The organism is Leifsonia sp. Soil_N53 (assembly GCF_057655165.1).
On sequence record NZ_JBDGMM010000059.1, the window covers coordinates 131,711 to 156,696 of the forward strand.

General features: G+C 70.5%; 22 protein-coding genes. 12 read left to right on the forward strand and 10 right to left on the reverse strand.

The window, feature by feature from the left end:
• Positions 1–55: 55 nt before the first annotated feature.
• Together AC3A3H_RS10020 and AC3A3H_RS10025 are read right to left on the reverse strand one after the other, a co-directional pair.
• On the reverse strand, positions 56–1,411 hold the full coding sequence (locus tag AC3A3H_RS10020) for a hypothetical protein (protein WP_487614414.1): 1,356 nt from the start codon (positions 1,409–1,411) through the stop codon (positions 56–58).
• 69 nt (positions 1,412–1,480) lie between these two features.
• Complete coding sequence (locus AC3A3H_RS10025) at positions 1,481–2,377, reverse strand: ADP-dependent NAD(P)H-hydrate dehydratase (RefSeq protein WP_487614415.1); 897 nt, start codon at positions 2,375–2,377, stop codon at positions 1,481–1,483.
• A gap of 32 nt (positions 2,378–2,409) precedes the next feature.
• Between AC3A3H_RS10025 and AC3A3H_RS10030 the strand changes: the two genes are divergently transcribed.
• Positions 2,410–3,027, forward strand: coding sequence for an HAD family hydrolase (locus AC3A3H_RS10030; RefSeq protein ID WP_487614416.1), 618 nt, complete (start codon positions 2,410–2,412; stop codon positions 3,025–3,027).
• Positions 3,028–3,035: 8 nt separating this feature from the next.
• Positions 3,036–4,121, forward strand: a complete 1,086-nt coding sequence (locus tag AC3A3H_RS10035; RefSeq protein ID WP_487614417.1) for an NADH:flavin oxidoreductase/NADH oxidase — start codon at positions 3,036–3,038, stop codon at positions 4,119–4,121.
• Between the two features lie 19 nt (positions 4,122–4,140).
• Here the strand turns inward: AC3A3H_RS10035 and AC3A3H_RS10040 are convergent, their stop codons facing one another.
• The 3 genes from AC3A3H_RS10040 to AC3A3H_RS10050 all read right to left on the reverse strand — a co-directional run bounded on the left by AC3A3H_RS10040 (position 4,141) and on the right by AC3A3H_RS10050 (position 6,955).
• Entirely contained in the window at positions 4,141–4,527 is a 387-nt protein-coding gene (locus AC3A3H_RS10040) for a VOC family protein (RefSeq protein WP_487614418.1), read from the reverse strand.
• Positions 4,528–4,616: 89 nt separating this feature from the next.
• A complete protein-coding gene (locus AC3A3H_RS10045; protein WP_487614419.1) occupies positions 4,617–5,654 on the reverse strand; it encodes a hemolysin family protein in 1,038 nt (345 codons plus the stop codon).
• Positions 5,651–6,955 (reverse strand): hemolysin family protein, encoded by a 1,305-nt coding sequence (locus tag AC3A3H_RS10050; RefSeq protein ID WP_487614471.1) that lies wholly within the window; start codon positions 6,953–6,955, stop codon positions 5,651–5,653. Before AC3A3H_RS10050 ends, AC3A3H_RS10045 begins: the two co-directional genes overlap by 4 nt.
• Before the next feature lie 231 nt (positions 6,956–7,186).
• Here AC3A3H_RS10050 and AC3A3H_RS10055 point away from each other — a divergent pair, with 231 nt between their 5' ends.
• On the forward strand, positions 7,187–7,546 hold the full coding sequence (locus AC3A3H_RS10055; protein ID WP_487614420.1) for a hypothetical protein: 360 nt from the start codon (positions 7,187–7,189) through the stop codon (positions 7,544–7,546).
• Positions 7,547–7,553: 7 nt separating this feature from the next.
• Here the strand turns inward: AC3A3H_RS10055 and guaB1 are convergent, their stop codons facing one another.
• Positions 7,554–8,993 carry a GMP reductase gene (gene guaB1 / locus AC3A3H_RS10060; protein WP_487614421.1) on the reverse strand — a complete coding sequence of 480 codons (1,440 nt, stop codon included), beginning with the start codon at positions 8,991–8,993 and terminating at the stop codon, positions 7,554–7,556.
• 135 nt (positions 8,994–9,128) lie between these two features.
• Here guaB1 and AC3A3H_RS10065 point away from each other — a divergent pair, with 135 nt between their 5' ends.
• Positions 9,129–12,992, forward strand: coding sequence for a multifunctional oxoglutarate decarboxylase/oxoglutarate dehydrogenase thiamine pyrophosphate-binding subunit/dihydrolipoyllysine-residue succinyltransferase subunit (locus tag AC3A3H_RS10065; RefSeq protein WP_487614422.1), 3,864 nt, complete (start codon positions 9,129–9,131; stop codon positions 12,990–12,992).
• A 98-nt stretch (positions 12,993–13,090) separates the two neighbouring features.
• Here the strand turns inward: AC3A3H_RS10065 and AC3A3H_RS10070 are convergent, their stop codons facing one another.
• Positions 13,091–14,191, reverse strand: coding sequence for an epoxide hydrolase family protein (locus AC3A3H_RS10070; protein WP_487614423.1), 1,101 nt, complete (start codon positions 14,189–14,191; stop codon positions 13,091–13,093).
• Between the two features lie 35 nt (positions 14,192–14,226).
• Positions 14,227–16,584, reverse strand: a complete 2,358-nt coding sequence (locus AC3A3H_RS10075; RefSeq protein WP_487614424.1) for an arylsulfatase — start codon at positions 16,582–16,584, stop codon at positions 14,227–14,229.
• Positions 16,585–16,751: 167 nt separating this feature from the next.
• On the opposite strand from AC3A3H_RS10075, the gene AC3A3H_RS10080 reads away from it, so the two are divergent.
• The 5 genes from AC3A3H_RS10080 (at position 16,752) to AC3A3H_RS10100 (ending at position 20,977) form a co-directional block, all read left to right on the forward strand.
• Positions 16,752–18,149, forward strand: a complete 1,398-nt coding sequence (locus AC3A3H_RS10080) for an MFS transporter (RefSeq protein ID WP_487614425.1) — start codon at positions 16,752–16,754, stop codon at positions 18,147–18,149.
• 25 nt (positions 18,150–18,174) lie between these two features.
• Complete coding sequence (locus tag AC3A3H_RS10085; protein WP_487614426.1) at positions 18,175–18,630, forward strand: DUF7144 family membrane protein; 456 nt, start codon at positions 18,175–18,177, stop codon at positions 18,628–18,630.
• Positions 18,631–18,663: 33 nt separating this feature from the next.
• The gene (locus AC3A3H_RS10090; protein WP_487614427.1) at positions 18,664–19,443 is read left to right on the forward strand and encodes a VOC family protein; all 780 of its coding nucleotides are present in this window, start codon (positions 18,664–18,666) and stop codon (positions 19,441–19,443) included.
• A gap of 110 nt (positions 19,444–19,553) precedes the next feature.
• Complete coding sequence (locus AC3A3H_RS10095) at positions 19,554–20,240, forward strand: helix-turn-helix domain-containing protein (RefSeq protein WP_487614428.1); 687 nt, start codon at positions 19,554–19,556, stop codon at positions 20,238–20,240.
• Positions 20,216–20,977 carry a hypothetical protein gene (locus tag AC3A3H_RS10100; protein WP_487614429.1) on the forward strand — a complete coding sequence of 254 codons (762 nt, stop codon included), beginning with the start codon at positions 20,216–20,218 and terminating at the stop codon, positions 20,975–20,977. The genes AC3A3H_RS10095 and AC3A3H_RS10100 overlap by 25 nt, the downstream gene beginning before the upstream one ends.
• A 6-nt stretch (positions 20,978–20,983) precedes the next feature.
• Here AC3A3H_RS10100 and AC3A3H_RS10105 read toward each other — a convergent pair whose 3' ends face one another.
• Both AC3A3H_RS10105 and AC3A3H_RS10110 read right to left on the reverse strand, forming a co-directional pair.
• The gene (locus AC3A3H_RS10105; protein ID WP_179607524.1) at positions 20,984–21,229 is read right to left on the reverse strand and encodes a zf-HC2 domain-containing protein; all 246 of its coding nucleotides are present in this window, start codon (positions 21,227–21,229) and stop codon (positions 20,984–20,986) included.
• Positions 21,226–21,834 carry a sigma-70 family RNA polymerase sigma factor gene (locus AC3A3H_RS10110; RefSeq protein ID WP_487614472.1) on the reverse strand — a complete coding sequence of 203 codons (609 nt, stop codon included), beginning with the start codon at positions 21,832–21,834 and terminating at the stop codon, positions 21,226–21,228. Before AC3A3H_RS10110 ends, AC3A3H_RS10105 begins: the two co-directional genes overlap by 4 nt.
• A gap of 175 nt (positions 21,835–22,009) precedes the next feature.
• On the opposite strand from AC3A3H_RS10110, the gene aroA reads away from it, so the two are divergent.
• The 3 genes from aroA (at position 22,010) to bcp (ending at position 24,986) form a co-directional block, all read left to right on the forward strand.
• A complete protein-coding gene (gene aroA, locus AC3A3H_RS10115; protein WP_487614430.1) occupies positions 22,010–23,374 on the forward strand; it encodes a 3-phosphoshikimate 1-carboxyvinyltransferase in 1,365 nt (454 codons plus the stop codon).
• Positions 23,375–24,445 carry a ribosome small subunit-dependent GTPase A gene (gene rsgA, locus AC3A3H_RS10120; protein WP_487614431.1) on the forward strand — a complete coding sequence of 357 codons (1,071 nt, stop codon included), beginning with the start codon at positions 23,375–23,377 and terminating at the stop codon, positions 24,443–24,445.
• Positions 24,446–24,512: 67 nt separating this feature from the next.
• The gene (gene bcp, locus AC3A3H_RS10125; protein ID WP_487614432.1) at positions 24,513–24,986 is read left to right on the forward strand and encodes a thioredoxin-dependent thiol peroxidase; all 474 of its coding nucleotides are present in this window, start codon (positions 24,513–24,515) and stop codon (positions 24,984–24,986) included.

Genomic DNA, 24,986 nt, shown 5'->3' on the forward strand with positions numbered 1-24,986 from the left:
GCGCCCGGCGCACGAGCCAGTCTAGGAGGGCGCCAGCGACGCCCGCGACGATGCGCTACGGCGCCTCGCGCACCGGCACCGGGTGGGCGTCGGGCGCGGCCCGGAACGGCCATGCGTGCGCGGGGAGCAGATCGCCCGCTGCCTCGTCCGCGTGCCGCCGGCGCCAGAGCGCGCCGATCGTCCAGCCCAGGATGACGAAGTACATCAGGTTGCGGAGGGTAAGCACTGCGACCATCGCCGGCACCGGGACGAGGAGGCCGTCGTAGAGGTACGGGTAGATGACCTGGGTCAGCGCGGCGGTGATGAGCACCAGCACGGCCGGCGTCGTGAATCCGCGGCGCTGATAGACCAGCCCGATCACGACCGGCGCGGCCAGCCAGGTGATGTACTGCGGCGAGCCCACCTTGTTGAACGCGATCAGGGCCGTCACGAGGGCCAGCGAGAGCTCGGGCAGGATGCGGGTGTACGGTGTCCCGCGCCGCAGCGAGCGGATGCCGATCAGCGCGACGACCACTGCGGTGACCGCGAGCAGCGGGTTCATCAGCGCGCCGGCGGCCACCGTGCCCTGCCCGGTGACCTGGAAGGTGAGAAGATCGCGGTCGTAGTACACGACCGCGTCGGGCACATGGAAGGCCGCCTGCCACATCCAGAACGTCGCGACGGGCGCCTCGATCTGGATGCCGCGGCCCGTCTGCATCGTGATGAAGCTGAGCACGTGCAGGCCGCCGCCGAAGATGAGCGGGACGGCGACGATGACGAGGCTCGTGACCGCCGCCGCCACCACGATCCGCCACCGGGTCTTCAGGGCGATCACCGCCGCGACGATGATCGCGGCCGGCCACACCTTGATCCAGGTGGCGATGGTCAGCACGACGACCGCGGCACGTTCGTGGAAGGTCAGCCAGAGCAGCCCGACGATGGCGAGCGCGGCCGAGACCGAGTCGAGCCGGCCGATCGCGATCGGGCCGAGCAGCAGCAGGAAGCCCAGCCACCACCAGGCCGCGAGCAGCCGGCGCGGCTCCCGGCCGACGATGAGCACGGCGAAGGCCGCGGCGTTCAGGAGCATGACCATCGTCAGCCAGCCGCCGACGTAGTTGTCGTCGCCGAACAGCAGCGGGAGCATGATCGGCACGATCGCGCCGAACGGGTACACCCAGTCGGCGTTGAGCCCGACGATCTCGGTGCTCTGCGCGGCGAGCTGCGCCCACGGCTTGTAGACCCACATCACGTCGCCGAGCCCGGTGTGCTGGCCCAGGGCGAGGCCGCCGATGATCAGGTGGACCAGCAGGAAGCCGATCCACAGGCTCAGCGGACTGGCGGCGAGCCTACGCAGAGTCGTCTCCTCCGCCGCGCCCTGCGGCGTCGGAAGCGGTGCAGGAGCGGCGTCCATCCCGGCGGCGTCTGTCCCCATAGGGCCTCATCCTAGGGGACCGGAATCCGCCGGTACCGCGCAGGAGAGCCCGCCGTCGTGCGAGGTCGCTCAGCTTCCGGCGAGCAGCTTCCGGAGCACTCCCGGCACCGCCTCCGCCACGTCGAGCGCGGTCACCGGGCCGCCGCCCGAGGCGGCCTCCCCGGCACGGCCGTGCACCCAGGCCGCGGTCGCCGCGAGGGCGGCCAGTGCCTCGTGCCCGTGCTCCCGGATGGCGCCGGCGTGCGTGGCCACGAGCGCACCGAGCACTCCCCCGAGCACGTCGCCGCTGCCGGCGGTCGCGAGCCACGACGGGCCCGCCGTGACGGTGACGCGCGAGCCGTCCGGCGTCGCGACATGGGTGGTGTGGCCCTTCAGCAGCACCGTCGCACCGAGCGCGGACGCCGCGCGCTCGGCCCAGCCGCCCGGGTCCTGGCGGATCTCGTCGGGGTCCGGCGTCGGGGCGCCGTCGTCGGCGGCCGCGCCGAGCGCCCTCGACAGCTCGCGGAAGTGCGGCGTGATCACCGCCGGGCCGCTCGCCCGCACGACCAGGTCGAGCGCGCCGGCGTCGATGACCAGCGGGGTCCCGTCGTCGAGCGCCTCGCGCAGCCTCCGGAGGTCGTCGTCGTCGCGGTCGCCCGCGTCCATCCCGGAGCCGAGCAGCCAGGCCTGCACCCGCCCCGGCGCCGACACGATCTCCGGCCGCCGGCGCAGCACCTCCTGCGCCGCGCTCTCTGCGCCCAGGTAGCGGATCATCCCCACGCCCGTGCGGGCCGCGGCCTCGGCGCCGAGCACCGCCGCGCCGGGATAGCGCGCGGAGCCGGTGACCATGCCGAGCACCCCGCGCGAGTACTTGTCGTCGGATTCGGACGGCACGGCGATCCAGCCGCGGGCGTGCTCCGCCTCCCACGCCGTCCCGACCGCCAGGGCGGACGGGTAGGCGCTCTCCCGCTGCGGCTTCTCCTCCATCGAACCTCCTCCGCCCACGATAGGTTGAAGAGATGAGCATCTCCATCCCCGGAACGGTGGTCGTCTTCGATTACGGCGAGGTGATCTCGATCACCCCGACCGAAGCCGACCGCGCGGCGCTGGTGGGGATCGCCGGGGGCGACGCGGAGCAGTTCTGGCCGGCGTACTGGCGGCACCGCAACGCGCTCGACCAGGGCACGCTGAGCATCCAGCAGTACTGGCGCGGCATCGAGCGCGAGCTCGGCGAGAGCTGGGAGGACGCCACGATCCACCGGCTGTGGCTCGCGGACTTCCGGAGCTGGCTGACCATCGACCACGACACCCTGCAGGTGCTGCTCGATCTGAAGGCCGGCGGCACCCGCCTGGCGCTGCTGTCGAACGCGGGCCGCGACTTCGGCTCGTACTTCCGGCACGGGGCGCTCGGCGACCTGTTCGAGCAGGTGTTCGTCAGCGGCGAGCTCGGCACGGTGAAGCCGGGCGCCGAGATCTTCCAGCACGTCATGGCGGAGCTCGGCGTCACGCCGGCGCAGACCGTGTTCATCGACAACAAGGCCGAGAACGTGGAGGGCGCCCGCGCGCTCGGAATCGCCGGCCACGTGTACACATCCGCAGAGGACCTGCGGGCATATCTGCAGACGCTGGCGGCTTAGTAACGAGTATGACGTCTCTCTTCGACCCGCTGACCCTGCGCGGCGTGACGGTCCGCAACCGCATCTGGACCTCGCCGATGTGCCAGTACTCGGTGCTCGACCATTCGGGCGTGCCGCAGACCTGGCAGCTCGTGCACCTCGGCTCGCTCGCCGCGGGCGGCAGCGGCATCGTCTTCACCGAGGCCACCGCGGTCAACCCGGAGGGCCGGATCTCGCCGCGCGACACCGGCATCTGGACCGACGAGCAGGCTGCGGCCTGGCGGCCGATCGTCGACTTCATCGCGTCGCAGGGCGCCGTGCCGGCCATCCAGCTCGCGCACGCGGGGCGCAAGGCGTCCAGCTGGCCGGCCTGGGGCTTCGAGGACCGCCAGGGCTTCGTCCCGGAGGCGGAGGGCGGCTGGCCGACCGTCGCGCCGTCGCCGGTCGCGTTCGGCGACCTCGCGGTCCCGCGCGAACTCGACCTCGCGGGCATCGACCGGATCGTCGCCGATTTCCGCGCCGCCGCCCGCCGCTCCGTCGACGCGGGGTTCCGCATCCTGGAGCTGCACGCCGCGCACGGTTACCTGCTGCACCAGTTCCTCTCCCCGGTCGCCAACCAGCGCACCGACGAGTACGGCGGCTCGCTCGAGAACCGGGCACGGCTGCTGCTGCGCATCGTCAGGGCTGTCCGCGAGGAGGTCGGCGACGACGTGCCGCTGTTCGTCCGGTTCTCCGGCAGCGACTGGACTCCGGGCGGCTGGGACGAGCGGCAGACGGCGACCGTCTCCGGCTGGGCGCAGGAGGCCGGCGCCGACTTCTTCGACATCTCCTCCGGCGGCATCCAGACCGGCGTCCGCATCCCGCTCCAGCCGGGCTACCAGGTGCCGTTCGCCGAGCACGTCCGCAGCTCCGCCGAGGTGGATGTCAGCGCCGTCGGACTCATCACCACTCCGCAGCAGGCCGCCGAGATCGTCGAGGGCGGCAGCGCGGACGCGGTCATGCTGGCGCGCGAACTCCTGCGCGACCCGCATTTCCCGCTGCGGGCCGCTCATGAGCTGGGCGTCTCGATCGACTACTGGCCGCCGCAGTACCTGCGCGCGGTCTGGCGCGACTGAACTCTGTCCGAGTGCTGCGCTACATCGGCGTGTTGGGCTGGGTCAGGCAGAGGTAGTTGCCCTCACTGTCCTGGAACCAGGCCGATTTGCCCTCCTCGTCCGTCGCCACCCCGTTCTCCGTCTTGAGGCCGGGGAAGTCGTAGTCCGCGAAGACGACCCCTCTGCCGCGCAGGTGGTCCATCTCCGCTGCGATGTCGTCCACCAGCCAGCACATGGCGGTGTTCTGGGCGGTTCCGGCGTTCGCGGTCTCGTAGACGTAGATCCACGAGTCGCCCCCGGTGCGGTAGCGGACTCCCTGTTCGCTGGTGTCCTCCGGCTCGAGCTCGAGCTTGTCGCGGAACCACGCCGTGGCGCGCGCCAGGTCCGAAGCGGGAAGGACGGAGTACGTCTTGCTCGTCGATAACATGAGCATTCCTCCTCTTATCTCCGCGCGGCATGCTACTCCCGGGCACGGCGTTTGGCCCGGTGGACCGACCGGTCTAGCGCGCTGCCGGGCTACAGCCGCCGCGTCGCGTCCTGCACCTCGCCGACGAGCTCCTCGATGATGTCCTCCAGGAACACGACGCCCGCCGTGGTGCCCTCGCCGTCGACCGCGCGCGCCAGGTGGCTGCCGGTGCGGCGCATGCTCGCGAGCGCGTCCTCCAGGTCGGCGTCGACGAACACCGTGACCAGGCGGCGGACCCGCTTGGCCGGCACGGGGAGCTCGAACCCGGTCTCCTCCAGGTCGAGCACGTCCTTGAGGTGGAGGTAGCCGGTCGGCTCGCCGTCGGCGTCCGGCACAACGTAGCGGGAGAACCCGTACTTGGCGACGGCCTTCTCCACATCAGCGGGCGTCGGCGCCAGCGGCAGCGACACCAGCGTCTCCGGCTTCACCATCGCGTCGCGCACCTTCTTCTCGGTGAACTCGAACGCGGCCGTCAACGCTCCGATCCGGTCGGTCAGCAGACCCTCACGGGTCGACTGGCTCACGATCGTGGCGACCTCGTCGAGGGTGAAGGTGCTGGACGCCTCGTCCTTCGGCTCCACCCGGAACAGCCGGAGCACCGCGTTCGCACTCGCGTTCAGCGCGACGATGACCGGGCGGACCACGCGGCCGATCCCGACCAGCGGAGGCGCAAGCAGCAACGCGGCCCGGTCGGGCATCGAGAACGAGATGTTCTTCGGGACCATCTCGCCGAACACCACGTGCAGGAACGACACCAGCACGAGCGCGATCATGAACGCGACCGTGCCGATCACGTCCTCCGACCAGCCGGTCGCGTGGAGCGGGACCTCCAGCAGGTGGTGGATCGCCGGCTCGGAGACGTTCAGGATCAGCAGCGAGCACACGGTGATGCCGAGCTGCGTGGTCGCGAGCATGAGCGTCGCGTGCTCCATCGCGTACAGCGCGGTCTTGGCGCTGCGCTTGCCGCGCTCGGCGAGCGGCTCGATCTGCGAGCGGCGCGCGGAGATGACCGCGAACTCGGCGCCGACGAAGAACGCGTTCACGAGGAGGAGCACCACCAGCCAGGCGATGCCGGCCCAGTCGCTCATTCGGCACCTCCCGTCGCCGGGAGCTCGGGATCCGGCGTGTAGCGGATCCGGTCGACCCTGCGCCCCTCGAGCCGTTCGACGCGCAGGGTGCCGCCGTCGATCAGGACCTCGTCGCCGACCTTCGGGAGCCGGCCGAGCTCGTTCATGACGTAACCGGCGACCGTCTCGTACGGGCCCTCCTCCGGCACGGTCACCCCGGCCTGCTCCAGCAGCTCGTCGGGGCGCAGGATGCCGGGGAAGGTGATCGAGTCCCGGCCGCGGACCACGCCGGCCCGCGTGCGGTCGTGCTCGTCGGCGACCTCGCCGACGATCTCCTCGACCAGGTCTTCCAGGGTCGCGATGCCGGACGTGCCGCCGTACTCGTCCACGACCACCGCCATCTGGTAGCCGCGGCCCCGCAGCTCGCCGAGCAGGGTGTCCAGCGTCATCGTCTCCGGCACCCGCAGCGCCTCGGTCTGCAGCGCCGAGACGGGCACCCGCCCGCGGCGCTGGCGCGGGACGCCGACCGCCTGCTTGACGTGCACGAAGCCGACGACGTCGTCCACGTCCTCGTCCACGACCGGGAAGCGGGAGTAACCGGTGCTGCGGGCGAGCCCGATCACGGTCTGGGCCGGGTCGGTGCGCTTGACGGCCTCCACCCGGGGCCGCGGCGTCATGACGTCGGAGGCCGTGCGCGACGAGAAGGCGAGCGTGCGGCTGAGCAGGGTCGCCGTGTCCGCCTCCAGCACGCCGGCGCTCGCCGAGCGTCGCACCAGCGAGGACAGCTCGTCCGCGGTGCGGGCCGCCGACAGCTCCTCCTTCGGCTCGATGCCGAACATCCGCAGGAAGCCGTTGGCCGTGCCGTTGAGCAGGAAGACGAACGGCCGGAACACCATCGTGAACACGGTTTGGAACGGGATGACCAGCTTGGCCGTCGCGATCGGCAGCGCAAGGGCGAAGTTCTTGGGCACGAGCTCGCCGAGGATCATCGACAGCAGCGTCGCCACGGTGATCGCCACCACCGACGCGATCGGCACCACGGCGCCGTCGGGGAGGCCGAGGGCGGTGAGCGGACCGCGCAGCAGCGAGCTGATCGCGGGCTCCATCGTGTAACCGGTCAGCAGCGTCGTCAGCGTGATGCCGAGCTGCGCGCTCGACAGGTGCGTGGAGGTGATCTTGAGAGCGGCGATCGTCATCGTCAGCCGCGACTCACCCCGCTCGCGGCGCGCCTCGAGGTCGCCGCGGTCGAGGTTCACCAGGGCGAACTCGCTGGCGACGAAGAGGCCGGTGCCGATGGTCAGGAGGAGGCCGACCCCCAGCATGATCCACTCAGAGAGCACGGCGACCACCCCGTCCGGGCGGACTCATCGGTTGGAATGGGCTGGCAGAAGGAGGGTCGTCCATTTCGCGAGTCAGTATACCGGGGCGTCCCGCGGATATCCCCGGCGTCTCGGGGCGTCGTCGCGATTCCCAGCGGGCGCATCGACGCGCCATAGCGCGCCCGAAGCGAGAGACGGCATCCTCACGGCAGAAGTCCACGAGAGGAACGTCCGATGAGCACCACCACCCCGAACCCCGGCCAGCCCTGGCAGCCGGCTCCGCAGTACCAGCAGCCGGCGCCGCACTACGCCCAGCTGGCCCCACAGTACGCGCCGCAGGCCGCCCCGCAGTACACGCCGCCGTCGAACGGCAGCATCCTGCACCGCTGGCCCACCTGGGCGCAGAACACCGCCCTGGCGGTCGGTGCGGTCGCGATCCTCGTCGTCGTCTTCTTCGCCGGCTACTTCACCGCGAACGCAGTCGACAGCCACGCGCGCCCCGGCTTCGGCACCGGCCAGGACTTCACCCCGCGCCAGTTCGGGGGCAACGGGGGCAACGGCGGCTTCGGCGGTCAGTCCGGAAACGGCTCCTGACCCACCGTCACCAGCTGACGGGCAGGGCCTTGCCCTCCTCGTAGCCGGCGGCGGACTGGATGCCGACCAGCGCGCGGTCGTGGAACTCGGCCAGGGTGCGGGCGCCCGCGTAGGTGAACGAGCTGCGCAGGCCGGTTGTGATCATGTCGAGGAGGTCCTCCACCGACGGCCGCAGCGGGTCGAGGTAGATGCGCGAGCTCGAGATGCCCTCGGCGAACAGCGTCTTGCGTGCGCGGTCGAACGTGTCGAGCCGTTCGAACCGGCCGGTGACCGCCTTGGTGGAGGCCATCCCCCAGCTCTCCTTGTAGAGCGCGCCGCGATCGTCGCGCACGAGCGCGCCCGGCGCCTCGATGGTGCCGGCGAACCACGAGCCGATCATCACGGACGCGCCGCCCGCGGCGAGCGCGAGTGCCACGTCGCGCGGGTAGCGCACGCCGCCGTCCGCCCAGACGTGCGCGCCGAGCTCGCGCGCGGTCGCGCTGGTCTCCAGCACCGCGGAGAACTGCGGGCGTCCGACCGCGGTCATCATGCGCGTCGTGCACATGGCGCCAGGGCCGACGCCGACCTTGAGGATGTCCGCGCCCGCCGCGACCAGGTCGCGCACGGCCTGCTCGGTGACGACGTTGCCCGCGACGATCGGCAGGCCGAGCCCGAGCGACTTCACCGTGTGGATGGCGCGGCGCATGCCGTCCTGGTCTCCGTGCGCGGTGTCGATCACCAGCACGTCGACGCCGGCCGCCGCGAGCGCCTTGGCCTTCGCCGCGACGTCGCCGTTGATGCCGACCGCTGCGGCCACGCGCAGGCGGCCGTGGCCGTCGAGCGCCGGGGTGTAGATCGTGGAGCGCAGTGCGCTCGTGCGGCTGAGGGTGCCGACCACGCGACCGTGCGAGAGCACGGGGGCGAACGTCAGCCCGGCGGCGTCCATGACGTCGAACGCGGCGCGGCCGTCCGGGAGGTCGTCCGCGTCCAGCGAGGTCAGCGCGCCGTGCAGGAGGTCGCCGATGCGCGCGTCCGGCAGCGCGGAGCCGAGCTGGACGGCGGCGAGGCAGCCGAGGTACTTCCCGGCGTCGTCGCTCACCACGACGCCGTGCCCCTCGACGGCCGGGACCCGGCGCAGCACGTCGGCCACCGTCTCCTCGGGCCGGGCCTCGTACGGGGTGTCGAAGGCCACCGGCTGCGCTTTGACCCAGCGGATCGCCTCGTCGAGGTCCTGCAGGTGCATGTCCTGCGGCAGGACGCCGAGGCCGCCCCGGCGCGCGAGCGTCGCGGCCAGCCGCTTCCCGGTCACCGAGTTCATGTTCGCGGACACGATGGGGATGGTCGCGCCCGTGCCGTCCTGGGGCGCGAGCGACACGTCGAGGCGGCTGGTGACATCGGATCGCGAGGGGACCAGGAAGACGTCGGAGTACGTGAGGTCGTGGCGCGGTGTCGTCGCATAGAACTGCATGGGAATAACGGTATCCTCCCGAGCCGAACGGCCGCACCCGGGCGCGGATGGGATTAGGCTTGATGCTCGGATGGAACGGGCGGTTCGAAGCCGCCCGATCGGAACGAGATCAACGGAGAGAGTGGGCGATCGGCTGTGTCGAGCCAATTGACCGGTGTGGGTACCGACGACGGTTCGTCGGGCGAGTTCGGAGCCAACGAATGGCTCGTCGAGGAGCTGTACGAACAGTTCCTCCGGGACAAGAACTCGGTCGACAAGTCCTGGTGGCCCGTCCTCGAGAGCTACAAGCCGAGCGTGCAGGATGGTGAGGCCTCCACTCCGAGCGAGACGCCGGCCCCGACTCCCGCAGAGCCCGGCGTCCCCACCCCCAGCGAGCCGACCGTCCCGGCTCCGGCCGAGCCGACGGTCCCGACCCCGCCTGCGCAGCCTCCGGCGCCGGCCCCCGCTCCCGGAGCGCCGGAGCCGCCCGCCGAGTCCGGCTCCGAGCCCCGCCCGGTCACCACCCCCATCCCGATCATCGGCTCGCAGCCGGTCGCGCGCACCACGTCGATCGCGCCGAAGCCGCAGCCGGTCCCCGCCGACGCCCCGGTCACCGCGCCCAACGCGACCGTGGAGCCGGCCGAGGAGGACAAGGTCACGCCGCTGCGCGGCATGTCGAAGTCGCTGGCCACCAACATGGACGCCTCGCTCAGCGTCCCGACCGCCACCAGTGTGCGGACCATCCCCGCCAAGCTGATGATCGACAACCGCATCGTCATCAACAACCACCTCAAGCGCGCCCGCGGCGGCAAGGTGTCGTTCACTCACCTGATCGGCTGGGCGCTCATCCAGGCGCTCAAGCAGTTCCCGAGCCAGAACGTGTACTACGAGGAGGTCGACGGCAAGCCGTCGGTCGTCGCGCCGGCGCACATCAACCTCGGCATCGCAATCGACCTGCCGAAGCCCGACGGCACCCGCGCCCTGCTCGTGCCGAGCATCAAGCGCGCCGACACGATGGCCTTCGGCGAATACCTCGCCGCCTACGAGGACCTGGTCTTCAAGGCCCGCAACAACAAGCTCACCGCCGCCGACTTCGCCGGCACCACGATCTCGCTGACCAACCCGGGCGGCATCGGCACGGTCCACTCCGTGCCCCGCCTGATGAAGGGCCAGGGCGCCATCATCGGCGCCGGCGCGCTCGAGTACCCCGCGGAGTTCCAGGGCTCCAGCGAGAAGACCCTCGCCGGCCTCGCGATCGGCAAGACCATCACGCTGACCAGCACCTACGACCACCGCGTCATCCAGGGCGCCGGCTCCGGCGAGTTCCTGAAGATCGTCCACGAGCTGCTGATCGGCAAGCGCAGCTTCTACGAGGACATCTTCGCCGAGCTGCGCATCCCCTACATCCCGATCCACTGGAACCCGGACATCTCGGTCGACCTGGCCAGCGCCGTCGACAAGACCGCCCGCGTCCAGGAGCTGATCAACTCGTACCGCGTGCGCGGCCACCTCATGGCCGACATCGACCCGCTGGAGTACGTACAGCGCAGCCACCCGGACCTCGAGATCGAGAACCACGGCCTCACCTTCTGGGACCTCGACCGCGAGTTCGTCACCGGCGCGTTCGGCGGCGACAAGCGCAAGATGAAGCTGCGCGACATCCTCGGCGTGCTGCGCGACTCGTACTGCCGCACGGTCGGCGTCGAGTACATGCACATCCAGGACCCGGCCCAGCGCAAGTGGTTCCAGGACAAGCTGGAGCGCCCGTACGAGAAGCCGACCCACGACGAGCAGCTGCGCATCATGGGCAAGCTCAACGAGGCGGAGGCGTTCGAGACCTTCCTGCAGACCAAGTACGTCGGGCAGAAGCGCTTCAGCCTGGAGGGCGGCGAGTCGACCATCGCGCTGCTCGACACCATCCTGCAGGGCGCAGCGGAGGCCGGGCTCGACGAGGCCGCCATCGGCATGGCCCACCGCGGCCGGCTGAACGTGCTCACCAACATCGCGGGCAAGACCTACGGTCAGATCTTCCGCGAGTTCGAGGGCACGCAGGACCCGCGCACCGTGCAGGGCTCGGGCGACGTCAAGTACCACCTCGGCACCGAGGGCACCTTCAAGGGCGCCGACGACGCCGAGATCCCGGTGTACCTCGCCGCGAACCCGTCGCACCTGGAGGCCGTCGACGGCGTCCTGGAGGGCATCGTCCGCGCCAAGCAGGACCGCCGCCCCGCCGGCACCTTCCTCACGCTGCCGATCCTCGTCCACGGCGACGCGGCGATGGCCGGCCAGGGCATCGTGGTCGAGCAGATGCAGATGTCGCAGCTGCGGGCCTACCGCACCGGCGGCACCATCCACGTCAACATCAACAACCAGGTCGGCTTCACCACGCCTCCCGGCGAGGGACGCACGTCGGTCTACTCGACCGACGTGGCGAAGACCATCCAGGCGCCGATCTTCCACGTGAACGGCGACGACCCGGAGGCCGTGGTGCGCGTCGCGCAGCTCGCGTTCGAGTACCGCCAGGAGTTCAAGCGCGACGTGGTCGTCGACCTCATCGTCTACCGCCGCCGCGGTCACAACGAGGGCGACGACCCCTCGATGACGCAGCCGCTGATGTACAACCTCATCGAGGCCAAGCGCTCGGTGCGCCGCCTCTACACCGAGGCCCTCGTCGGCCGCGGCGACATCACCGAGGAGGAGTACCAGGCAGCGCACGCGGACTTCCAGGACCGCCTGGAGCGCGCGTTCATGGAGACGCACGCCGCGCAGACCAACTCGATGCCGGTGATCACGCAGGGCGAAAGCACGGCCGACCTCGAGCACCCGATCGCGCAGCAGGACGAGAACGACAACGTCGGCGAGCCGGACACCACGGCCGTCAGCGAGCAGGTCATCTCCCTCATCGGCGACGCGTTCAACAACCCGCCCGCCGGCTTCACCGTGCACCCGAAGCTGCAGCAGCTGCTCAACAAGCGCAGCGACATGAGCCGCAACGGCGGCATCGACTGGGGCTTCGGCGAGCTGCTGGCGCTCGGCAGCGTGCTGCTGGAGGGCACCCCGGTGCGCCTCGTCGGCCAGGACGCCCGCCGAGGCACCTTCGTGCAGCGGCACGCGGTGCTCCACGACCGGATGAACGGCCAGGAGTGGCTGCCGCTGGCGAACCTCAGCGACAACCAGGCCAAGTTCTGGATCTACGACTCGCTGCTGAGCGAGTACGCGGCGATGGGCTTCGAGTACGGCTACTCGGTCGAGCGGGCCGACGCGCTGGTGCTGTGGGAGGCGCAGTTCGGCGACTTCGCCAACGGCGCGCAGATCATCATCGACGAGTTCATCTCCTCGGCCGAGCAGAAATGGGGACAGCGCTCGTCGCTCGTGCTCCTCCTCCCGCACGGCTACGAGGGTCAGGGGCCGGACCACTCCAGCGCCCGCATCGAGCGGTACCTGCAGCTCTGCGCCGAGAACAACATGACCGTCGCGCGCCCCTCCACTCCGGCGTCGTACTTCCACCTGCTGCGCCGCCAGGCGTACGCCCGGCCGCGCAGGCCGCTGGTGGTGTTCACGCCGAAGGCGATGCTGCGTCTGCGCGGCGCCTCCAGCGACGTCGCCGACTTCACGAACGGCAAGTTCGAGCCGGTCATCGACGACGCCCGGATCACCGACAAGTCGGCGGTGAAGCGCGTGCTGTTCATGGCGGGCAAGCTCTACCACGACCTCGTGAACGAGCTGGAGAAGAACCCGAACCCGGAGATCGCGCTGGTGCGCGTGGAGCAGTTCTATCCGCTCCCCGGCGCCGAGCTGAAGGCCGTGTCCGACTCCTACCCCGACGCCGAGCTGGTGTGGGTGCAGGACGAGCCGGAGAACCAGGGCGCCTGGCCGTTCATCATCCTGGAGACCTCCAAGCTGGGCCCGCGCCCGATCGGCGTGATCTCCCGGCCCGCGTCGGCCTCCCCTGCCGCCGGCTCCGCCAAGCGGCACGCGCAGGAGCAGTCCCTGCTCATCCAGCGCGCGCTGACCCTCTAGCGCCCGCACCACACACAGCGGAGGAGCCGCGGCCCACACGGGTCCGCGGCTCCTCCGCTGTCTGCCTTCGGCCGGCGTGTCGCCCCGGATCTCCTCCCTCAGCCGCGGAGCCCCGCATGGAAGTCCTGGATCGCCTCGGCCGCGGGCTCGGGATGCTCGAAGCCCGCGAAGTGCCCGCCGGCCGGTGCCGCCACGAAGTCGCGCAGCCGCGGAGCCGCCCGCTCGGCCAGCGAGCGCGGGAAGCCCGCCATGGCCGGCTCGTGCGCGAGGTACACGCCGACCGGAGCCGCGATCGGCGGCCGCGGCGGGTTGTGCACGTAGTCGTAGTACTGCTGGAACGACGTCCCGATGCTCTCGGTCGCCCAGTACAGGGTCGCGATCGTGTAGAGGATGCCGGAGTCGACCACGCGCTGCCAGGCGCCCTCCCGCCGGTCGTCGATCCAGTCGTGCCACTTGTCGGCGATCCAGGCGAGCAGCCCGGCCGGGGAGTCGGCGAGCGCGGCGGCGATCGTGTCGGGCCGGGTGAGCATGATCTCGCTGTAGCCGCCGTCGAGGCGGTCGTACTCGTCCAGCGCGGCGAGGTAGCGGCGCTCGTCGTCGTCGGCGGGGTCGCCGTCCGGGAACGGCCCGCTCAGCAGCTGGATGCCGATCACGCAGTCCGGGTGGTCGACGCCGAGCCAGGTGGAGGCTCCCCCGCCGATGTCGCCGCCGAAGGTCGCGTAGCGGTCGAAGCCGAGGGCGTCCGTCATCAGCCCGTGCAGCACCTCCGCGATCGCCCGCCGGGTCAGCGGCGGCTCGATCGCCTCCGAGAACACGAACCCGGGCAGCGACGGGATGACGACGTCGAAGCCGTCGGAGAGCAGTCGCGCCAGCGGGAGGTACTCGACGAAGGCGCTGGGCCAGCCGTGCAGGAGCAGCAGCGGGGTGTGCGGGCCCGCCCCGGTGCCGCGCACGCGCGCGAAGTGCACGCGGTGGCCCGCCACGACGGCGACGTGCTGCTCCACCGCGTTCAGCCGCTCCTCCTCCGCCCGCCAGTCGAACGCCAGCCAGCCCCCGACCAGCGCGCGCAGCTCGTCCTCGCCGGGGCCGCCCTCCCAGCCGGGCCGCGGCGAGCGAAGGAAGCGCGTGCGGGCGAGGCGGTCCCTGAGGTCGGCGAGGACGTCGTCGGGCACGTGGATGCGGAAATCGTCGATGGCCATCCCGCCACCGTAGTCCGCCCCGCGCTGCGGACCCGTCACTCCCGCGCGAGCATCGCCGCCGCCTGCCGCTCCAGGTCGAGGTAGGGCTCGCCGCTGACGTCCACCACGACGCGATGCAGCGTGCCGCCGGTGAACCGGAACGGCCGCTCGCCCGGGTAGTCGTCGGTGACCGGCTCCCCGCCGTCGTAGCCGACGCAGAGCCCCTCCCCGGTGAGCGAGAAGTAGCCCGGCTGCGTCTTGATCCGGCCTTCGCCGACCTTCTTCTCGCCGTGGTACAGGCTCAGGATGCCGGTGGCCAGACCGGGCGCCTCCTCGCCGTCCTTCTCGAACGCCGCCGACAGGATGAGGTTCTCGCCGGTCGGCAGGTCCTCCGTCGCGTCCACCCGCTGCACGAGACTGCCCACGAAGTTGTAGACGTAGTGCAGCCGCCCGTCCTTCACATACAGCGCGTGGCCGCCGAACCGGGCACCGTGCGCGAAGAGCACGCCCTCGGCTCCCGGGCCCGGCAGGTCCACGAGCGCCCCGATCGCGTACGAGCGGTTGCGGATGTTGACCGCCTGCGACTCCGGGATCTCGGCGCCGCCGACCCGGTAGACGTAGCGGTTGCGCGGGCTGGTCAGCTGCGGGCGCGGCGTCAGGAGGATCTCGATCGCCGAGCGGTCGTCCAGCGGGAACGCCTGGTTGGCCCCGGCCTCCGCGAACCAGAGGTTGACCAGCTCGCGCACCTTGTCGGGATGCTCGGCCGCCAGGTCGTGGACCTCCGACCGGTCGACGTCGGTGTGGTAGAGCTCCCAGGTGTCGTCGTTGAACCGGCTCCAGCCGCTGAGCACCGGGTGGTTCGACACGGCCTTCCAGCCGTTGTGCCAGATCGAGCGCGATCCCAGCATCGCGTAGAACTGCGTCGGCCGGGTGGTCGGCGCGCTCGCGTCGGCCACGGCCGACTGCATGCTCACCCCGTCCAACCGCGACTGAACGTGGCCGCCGATCTGCTCGGGGACCGCCACGTCGAGCAGGTCGAGGATGGTCGGCACGATGTCGATCGCGTGGTGGTACTGGTGCCGCACCTCGCCGCCGTGGCCGAGCTTCTTGGGCCAGGAGATGATGCACGGGTCGGCCGTGCCGCCGTTGTAGTCGTAGCGCTTCCACATCTTGAACGGGGTGTTGAAGGCCATCGCCCAGCCGTTCGGGTAGTGGTTGTAGGTCTTCGGTCCGCCCAGCTCGTCCAGCATGGCGAGGTTCTCTTCCAGGCTGTCCGGGATGCCGTTGAAGAACTTGTTCTCGTTGACCGACCCCTCCGGGCCGCCTTCGCCGCTCGCGCCGTTGTCCGAGACCAGCATGACGAGCGTGTCGTCGAGGGCGCCGGACTCCTCCAGGTAGTCGAGCAGCCGGCCGATCTGGTCGTCCGCGTGGGCGAGGAAGCCGGCGTAGACCTCGGCCATGCGCGCGTAGAGACGCTTCTCGTCGTCCCCGAGCGAGTCCCACGGCTTGGTGACGTCGAGCGGCGGGAACGGCTGGCCCTCCGGTCCGCTGCGGGTCTCGGGGGTGCCGATCGGGTTGATCGGCGGCAGCTCGGTCCCCTCCGGAACCAGCCCGAGCGCGATCTGCCGCTGGAGGGTCTCCTCGCGGATCACCTCGTAACCGCCGTCGAACCGCCCGGCGAACTTCTCGATCCACTCCGGCGGCGCGTGGTGCGGTGCGTGCGCGGCCCCGGGCGCGTAGTACAGGAAGAACGGCTTGTCCGGCGCGAGCGCCTTCGCGTCGCCGATGAACTCGATGGCCTTGTCGGTGAGGTCGACCGTGAGGTGGTAGCCGTCCTCCGGCGAGGCAGGCTGCTCGACGGGGTGGTTGTCGTAGACGAGGTCCGGGTACCACTGGTTGGTCTCGGCCCCGAGGAAGCCGTAGAAGCGCTCGAAGCCGCGGCCGGTCGGCCAGTTGCGGCGCGTGGACGCGAGGTTCATCTCGTCGGACGGGCACAGGTGCCACTTGCCTACGATGTAGGTGTTCCAGCCCTGCTCCCCGAGGATCTGCGAGATCATCCCGTTCTCCTGCGGGATGGTGCCACTGGCGTTCGGGAAGCCGGTCGCGGCCTCCGTGATGCACGCCATCGAGTTGCGGGTGTGGTTGCGCCCGGTCAGGAGGGCGGAGCGCGTGGGCGAGCAGAGCGCGGTCGTGTGCCACTGCGTGAACCGCACGCCCGAGTCCGCGAGCCGGTCGATGTTCGGGGTGTCGATCGGGCCGCCGTAGCAGCTCATCGCCGAGAACCCGACATCGTCCAGCACGATGAGGACGACGTTGGGAGCGGCCTCCGGGGCTCTGGGCGGCTCGAACGGCGCCCAGTCGGGCTCCGAGTCGCGGATGTCCAGGTCGATGCGGCCACGGAACTGTTCGGGCATCTCACTCCCCTGTCTCCGGCCGGGGCGACGCCGTTCGACGCCGGCGGACGCCGGACGGCCGCACCATAACCCGGCCTGTTCGGCGGCGGCAACCCCGATTGCACCGAGCGATCCCGGCGCAGTAGCATCCGGCCGGAGCAGCGAACGAGCAGACCCCGGGAGCCGACATGACCGGAACGACCGCAGCGGCCTCGCAGGCCACCATCCGCCGCATCATCGCACCGCTGGCGCTGGCCCAGTTCATCTGCAGCTTCGCGGGCTCGAACATGAACGTGATGATCAACGACATGTCGCGCGATCTCGGCACGACGGTCCAGGGCATCCAGATCAGCATCACCCTGTTCCTGCTCACGATGGCGGCGCTGATGATCCCCATGGGCAAGCTGACCGACAACATCGGCCGCAAGCGCAGCTTCATGATCGGCCTGGTCGTCTACGGGGTGGGCGCTCTGATCACTGCGTTCGCGCCCGGATTGTGGGCGGTCATCCTCGGCAACTCGCTGCTGGAGGGCGTCGGCACCGCGATGCTCATCCCGCCGGTCTACATCCTGACCACGATCTGCCTGCCGGACATCCCGACCCGGGCGGTGGCGTTCGGGATCATCAGCGGGATGGGAGGCGTGGGCGCGGCCGCCGGGCCGCTGATCGGCGGCCTGATCACGACCGGGATCAGCTGGCGCGCGGCGTTCGTGTTCCAGGCCCTGGTGATCGCGGTCATCCTGCTGCTCAGCCGTTCGCTCACGGATCCGCTGCCCGCGGACCCGAAGCGGCCGTTCGACACCGTCGGCGCGATCCTGTCGGCGCTGGGGCTGTTCGTGCTGGTGACCGGGATCCTCGCGGCCGACACGAGTGTGCCGCTCATGATCGTGCTCGTGCTTGCGGGCGTCGCGATCCTGGTGGTGTTCTTCCTGTGGGTGCGGCGCCGGGAGCGCACCGGAAGGGTCCCGCTGCTGTCCACGAGCCTGTTCCGGGTGCGGGTGTCGAACCTCGCCCTCGTCACGCAGAACCTGCAGTGGGTGATCCTGATGGGCACCTCGTTCACGGTGTCGGCGTATCTCCAGGTGGTCCGCGGCTACAACGCGATCCAGACCGGCGTGATCTTCACGGCGGCCACGGTCGGGCTGCTGCTGACATCGCTGCTGGCCGGGAGGCTGGCGCGGCGGTTCTCGCAGCGCGGGCTGATCGTCACGGGGTTCGTGCTGTGCGTCCCCGGAGTGGTGCTGCTGATCTGGCTGGTCGCCGGTACCACGGGCGGCTGGCCGTTCGTGCCGGGGCTCTTCCTCATCGGCGCGGGCCTCGGCCTCATGCTGACGCCGTCGGTGAACGTGGTGCAGTCCGCGTTCCCTGAGCAGCTGCAGGGCGAGATCTCCGGGCTGTCGCGCAGCGTCTCCAACCTCGGGTCGACCTTCGGCACGGCGATCGCGGGAACGATCCTGGTCGCGAACCTCTCCGCGGGCGGTGCGGCGTACGGCGTCGCGATGGCCGTCGTCGCGGTGCTCGGGGCGACGGGGCTGATCGCGGCGCTGCGGCTGCCGCGGGCGTCCGCGGTTCCGGCGGTGGCGTGAGGACGGACACGATGAGGAGGACGCCATGAGCGACGAACGACAGACCGGCTGGGCGGGCTGGAGCTGGTTCACGGCGATCGTGATCCTGATCGGCGGGGCCATCGAGATCCTCGGCGGGATCCTCGCCATCCTCCTGCCCGCAAACCAGAACCTCACGACCGAGAGCGGGACGACGATCTTCTACGTCTCGCTCTGGGGCTGGTGGCACCTGCTGATCGGCATCGTGCTGGTGGCGGCGGGCATCGCACTGGCGAGCGGACGGACCTGGGCGCGGGTGTTCGCCGTGGTGGTGGTCTCGATCAACGCGGTGTCGCAGCTTGTGTCCCTCCCCGCACAGCCGTGGCGGTCGATCGTCATGTTCGCGCTGGACGTCGTCATCGTCTACGCGATCACCGTGCACGGCCGCGAGCTGCGCGCGTACGACACGTCGCCACAGGCGGCGGGCGACCCCGGCGCCCCTGGAGACCCCGGTCGTCCCTAGCCCGGCCCGGTCGCCGGGGCGTACGTTGAAGCCATGACCGTCGTGACCACGCACCGTCTCGGTGAGCCCTGCTGGGTGGACTACGCCGCCACCGACCTCCCGCGCGCGCAGGAGTTCTACACCGCGCTGTTCGGCTGGACCGCCGAGACCGGCGGCGGCGAGTACGGCGGGTACGTGACCTTCCGGCGCGACGGGCGCCTCGTCGCCGGGATGGGCGAGGCGATGGCGGGCGCACGCCCGAACGCGTGGCTCACCTACCTGCTGGTGGAGGACGCCGAAGCCGGCGAACGGGCGTCGGCGAACGCCGGCGGGCAGGTGCTCTCCCCCACGATGACCGTCGGCGACCAGGGCAGGCTCGCGGTGGTGGCCGACCCGGGCGGAGCGGTCGTCGGACTGTGGCAGCCGGAGCAGCACCGCGGCTTCGAGCTGGTCGCGGAGGTCGGCGGGCTCTCCTGGCACGAGCTGTACGCCCGCAGCTACGCGGAGCAGGTCGAGTTCTACAAGCGGGTCTTCGGCTGGACGACGCAGGTGCTCGGCGACACCGCGGACTTCCGCTACCTGACCTTCGGCGACCCCGACTCACCCAGCGGCGGCGTGTTCGACGCCGACGGGATGCTGCCGCCGGATGTGCCGTCGCACTGGGTGGTGTACTTCGGCGTCCAGGACGCGGCCGCCGCGGTCGCGCGCGTGAGCGAGCTCGGCGGGACCGCGATCCGCGACCCGTGGGACAGCGAGTTCGGCCGCTTCGCGCAGGTCACCGATCCCCTCGGCGGCCTGTTCTTCCTCCACGAGGTCCCCGGCTCCATCGCCTGAGCCCTCCCCTTGGCCGATCGGCGCGAAGACCCTGGGTCATAATTATTCCGATATCGGCACTATAATGAGACAGTGTCATGGTCGATCCAATATCGGAGGGATGACGAACCATGAGCGAACTGACAGTCTCCCAGACCGCCGAGCGCCTAGGAATCGGCGAACGGCAGGTGCGGAACCTCATCGCGCGTGCCGGAGCCTTCGCCGCTCGACAGCTCCCTTCCGGCGAATGGCTGATCGACGCTGACTCGATCGCCCGTTTCGAACGACGGCGCAGGGCCGCAGGACGTCCCCTCCAGTCCGACACCGCATGGGCGATCCTCTACGAACTCTCGGGCGTCGACGCCGCCACTCTGCTTTCGAAATCCACCTATTCACGTGCACGAAACCGCATTCGCGATCTCTCCCCCGTGGAGCTTGCCATCGCTGTCGGTGCACGGACGGTCGCTCACCGCTATCGCTCCGCGAACACGATGAAGGCGCAGGCGGGCCTCGTGCCCACGGGACGGGCTGTATCCGACCTCATCAGCAGCGACCTCCTGCCCGACGACCGCCGTGTCCGCGGTTATCTCCCCGCGGGTATAAGCCGGTTCGACTACGCGAGCACGCACTTCATGGTCGAAGACCCGAGCGGTCAGGATCTCCTTTACGAGAACACCGCCCCCGGAGGACTGACCGCCCCTCTCGCCGCAGTGGTCGCCGCCGATCTGGCGCTCAGCACCGACACCAGGGAGCGAAGCGCAGGCCTCGCTGCTCTCGGAGCCCTGAAGGACGAATGGCTGCAAGAACACACACGCTGAACCTCAGTGACGACGACGGGCTGCCGGCATGGCAGACGGTGATCGGCTTGTCCGAAGTCATGGACACCAGCCGTCTGACGATCATCGGCGGGCTGATGGTCTACCTGCACGCGAGTCGCGGCGGAGTGCAGATGCCACGCTCGACCGACGACGCGGACGTGCTGCTCGACATGATCGTGCACCGCGACGGGCTCAGCGCCTTCTCCCGCGCGGTGAAACGGCTCGGTTTCGAACTCCGTCGGGAGGCGCCCTACGCGTACCGGTTCCATCACGTGGACGGCAGAAAGGTGGATGTCATGGTCCCCGACCACCTTCCTTCCGCTATCCGCCCGCGGCTCGACCGTAAGCCGGCGCTCGAGGCCCCCGGGGGCCAGCAGGCGATCGACCGACGCGACGCTTACACGCTCGAGTTCCGAGGTGGCCAGCTCGTCACCGTCGGTGTCCCCGATGAGATCGGCGCCCTCGTCGCCAAAGGCGCGGCGTTTCTGATCGACCAACGCGACCGCGACCGGCATCTCGACGATGCCGCCACCCTCCTCGCCTCGATCACCGATGCGTCAGAACTCGACTACACGCGCTCGAGCACGAACGACCGGCGCCGACTCAAGGCGATTCGGGAAAGGCTCTCCGACGAGACCGCACCGCACTGGATCGACCTCGACAGCGACTCACGAACCCGCGGCAGACTCAACCTGACGCTCGTCATGAGGGCGATGGGAGTGGAGGTCAGTCTTTGAGGTCGCTCAGTGCACCGACGCCTGGAACGACCGGATGCGCAGCAGCACCTCGGTGCGCAGCGTCTCGGGAGCCGTCTCCTTGCACGCGCGCTGCACCACTTCGGTGAGCACGACGTTCAGGTGCGCCTCGCTCGAGCAGCCGTCGCAGTTCGCGAGGTGCTCGCGCACGTCTGCAGCATCCTCGTTGCAGAGCTCGTTGCGCAGGTACTCCTCGAGTTCGGCCTTCGCCTTCTCACAGCCGCAGTCGGTCATTTCGTTCTCCTGGTGGTCTGCACGGCCGGGCTCTGGACCGCTGAGAGCCCGCGCTCGTGCGCGTAGTCGGTCAGAAGCTCCCGGAGCATCCGTCGGCCGCGGTGGAGGCGGCTCATCACGGTGCCGATCGGGGTCTTCATGATGTCGGCGATCTCCTGGTAGGAGAACCCTTCGACATCGGCGAGGTAGACGGCCAGCCGGAAGTCCTCCGGGATGGCCTGCAGCGCGTCCTTGACGGCACTGTCGGGCAGGTGGTCGATCGCCTCGGCCTCGGCCGAGCGGCTGGAGGACGCGGTGGTCGACTCCGCGCCGCCGAGCTGCCAGTCCTCGAGTTCGTCGATCGTCCCCTGATACGGCTCGCGCTGCTTCTTGCGATAGGTGTTGATGAACGTGTTGGTGAGGATGCGGTACAGCCACGCCTTCAGGTTCGTGCCCTGCTGGAACTGGGCGAAGGCGGCGTACGCCTTGACGTACGTCTCCTGCACCAGGTCTTGCGCGTCCGACGGGTTCCGCGTCATTCGCAGTGCGGCCGCGTAGAGCTGGTCCATGAAGGGAAGCGCCTGCTCTTCGAACAGTGCTCCCTTGTCCTCGGTTTCGGTGGTCATCAGGGGCCAGTCTAGTTGCGCCGACCGCTCGGCGACCCGGCGCTGCGCGAGGCGGCCGGAGGGCCGGACCTTCGACGTCGTCAGCGCACGGGTGCGCGGTGCGTCGAGGACAGCGGTTGCTGCTGGCACGGGCCGATCCTCCCTTCGGGCTCGATCACGGATAATCTTGACAACAATGCTCATCTCGAAATATTCCTCCCCCGAGTTCGATCCGTACGGCGACAACCGCGTCGAGGAACCGAACACGCTGTGGCCCGCGCCGGTCGCCGGCGGCCCGGTCACGGCCTCCGTCTCGCTCCCCGGCTCCAAGTCGCTGACGGCCCGCGAGCTGGTGCTCTCGGCCCTCGCCGACGGCCCCTCGCTGCTGCGCGCGCCGCTGCACTCGCGCGACAGCGCCAACATGGTGGAGGCGCTGCGGGCGCTCGGGGTCTCGATCGTGGAGCAGCCCGGCGCGAGCGAGTTCGGCGCCGACTTCCTGGTCACCCCCGCGGAGGAGCTGCTCGGCAGCACCACCATCGAGTGCGGCCAGGCCGGCACCGTCATGCGGTTCGTGCCGCCGATCGCCGGCCTCGCGCTCGGGCCCACCATGTTCGACGCCGACGACTCCGCCCGCGGCCGGCCCATGGGCGCGATCATCGCCGCGCTGCGCGCCCTGGGCGTCGACGTGAACGACGACGGCCGCGGCGCCCTCCCGTTCACGGTGCACGGCACGGGCTCCGTGCACGGCGGCGCCATCACGATCGACGCGTCCAGCTCCAGCCAGTTCGTCAGCGCCCTGCTGCTGTCGGCGAGCCGGTTCGAGGAGGGCCTCGACCTCACGCACTCGGGCGAGCGCCTTCCCAGCCTCCCGCACATCGAGATGACCATCGCTGCCCTCGCCGCGCGTGACGTGACGGTGGAGTCGCCCGAGGTCGGCCGGTGGATCGTCCGGCCGGGCGCGATCGCCGCGCTCGATGTCGACATCGAGCCGGACCTCTCCAACGCGGCTCCGTTCCTCGCGGCCGCGGTCGTCACCGGCGGGTCGGTGACCATCACCGGCTGGCCCGAGTCGACCACGCAGGTCGGCGCCGACCTGGCCGACCTGCTGCCGCTGTTCGGGGCGACGGTGTCGAAGGACGGCGACCGCCTCACCGTGACCGGGCCGGAGCGCATCCGGCCGATCACGATCGACCTCTCCACCGGCGGCGAGCTGGTCCCCGCGATCGCGGCGATCGCGGCCTTCGCCGACGGGCCGAGCGAGATCACCGGCATCGGCCACATCCGTCACCACGAGACCGACCGGCTCGCCGCCCTCGCGGCCGAGCTCAACGGCCTCGGCGGCGCCGTCACCGAGCTGGAGGACGGCCTCCGCATCGAGCCGAGGCCGCTGACGGGCGGCGTCTGGCGCAGCTACGAGGACCACCGGATGGCGACCGCGGGCGCAATCGTCGGCCTGGTCGTCCCCGGCGTCGAGATCGAGAACATCGCCACGACCGCCAAGACCCTCCCGCAGTTCCCGCAGCTCTGGAGCCGGATGCTCGCCGAAGGCTCGGCGGCGTAGATGTCGTGGTGGTCGGATGAGGACGACGAGGACGACGAGTACGACCTCTACGACGAGTCGACCATCCGCTCGCGGCCGAACCCCAAGGGCAACCGGCCGCGCACCAAGACCCGGCCGGAGCACGCGGATGCGGAGATCGCCCGGGTCCTCGGCGTCGACCGCGGCCGTTACACGGTGCTGCTCGACGAGGACTCCGACCACGAGCGCCAGGTGATCGCGGCGCGCGGGAGCGAGCTGAGGCGCACGCCGATCGTGACCGGCGACCGCGTGGCGGTGGTCGGCGACACCACGGGCGAGGAGGGCACGCTCGCCCGGATCGTGCGCGTCGAGCCCCGCACGACCCTGCTGCGCCGCAGCGCCGACGACACCGACGAGGTGGAGCGCGTGGTCGTCGCCAACGCCGACCAGATGCTGATCGTGGTGGCGGCCGCGAACCCCGAGCCGCGCACCCGGCTGGTCGACCGCTACCTGGTGGCGGCCTACGACGCCGGCATCGAGCCCATGCTGTGCGTCACCAAGATCGACCTCGCCGACCCGGCGCCGTTCCTGGAGAACTTCGCCGGGCTCGACCTGCCGGTGTTCACCAGCCGGGAGGACCACATCCCGGTGGAGGAGATCACGGCGGCTCTCGTCGGTCACGACACGGTCGTGGTCGGGCACTCGGGCGTCGGCAAGTCCACGCTCGTGAACGCGATCGTGCCCGGCGCCAAGCGGGCGACCGGCCACGTCAACGTCGTAACGGGACGCGGCCGGCACACGTCGTCCTCCACGGTGTCGCTGCGGGTGGAGAACGCGGAAGGGCACGGCTGGGTCATCGACACCCCCGGCGTGCGGTCGTTCGGGCTGGGCCACGTGGACACCGCGAGCATCCTGAAGTCGTTCACCGACCTGGCGGCCATCGCGGAGGACTGCCCGCGCGGCTGCACCCACCTGCCCGACGCGCCGGACTGCGCCATCATCGAGGCGGTGGAGGAGGGCCGGCTCGGCGAGACCGGCCGCGCGCGCCTCGACTCGCTGCAACGCCTCCTCGCCACGTTCGCCCCCGCCCAGCAGTCGCCGAGGGACGCGTAACCGCTCCCTGAATCGCGCTTTCAGGGGCGTTTGCGTGCCCCTCGGCGGTCCGGGGCAGAATGGTGTCATGACTGAGGTTCGACTCGAAGCGGGACAGCCCGCGCCCACCTTCACCCTCCAGGACCAGGACGGCACGCCCGTCTCGCTCTCCGACTACTCGGGCGACAACGTGATCGTCTACTTCTACCCCGCGGCCATGACCCCCGGCTGCACCACAGAGGCCTGCGACTTCCGCGACAACCTCAACTCGCTGGCCTCCAGCGGCTACCGGGTCATCGGCATCTCCAAGGACGCGCCGGCCAAGAACAAGGAGTTCCAGGAGCAGGAGCGCCTCAACTTCCCGCTGCTCTCCGACCAGGACCTCGCCGTCCACGAGGCGTACGGCGCGTACGGCGAGAAGAAGCTCTACGGCAAGACGGTGACCGGCGTCATCCGCTCCACCTTCGTGCTGAACCCGGACGGCACCGTCCGGCTGCCGCTCTACAACGTGAAGGCGACCGGCCACGTCGCGTCACTGCGGAAGAAGCTCGGCCTGGTCTGA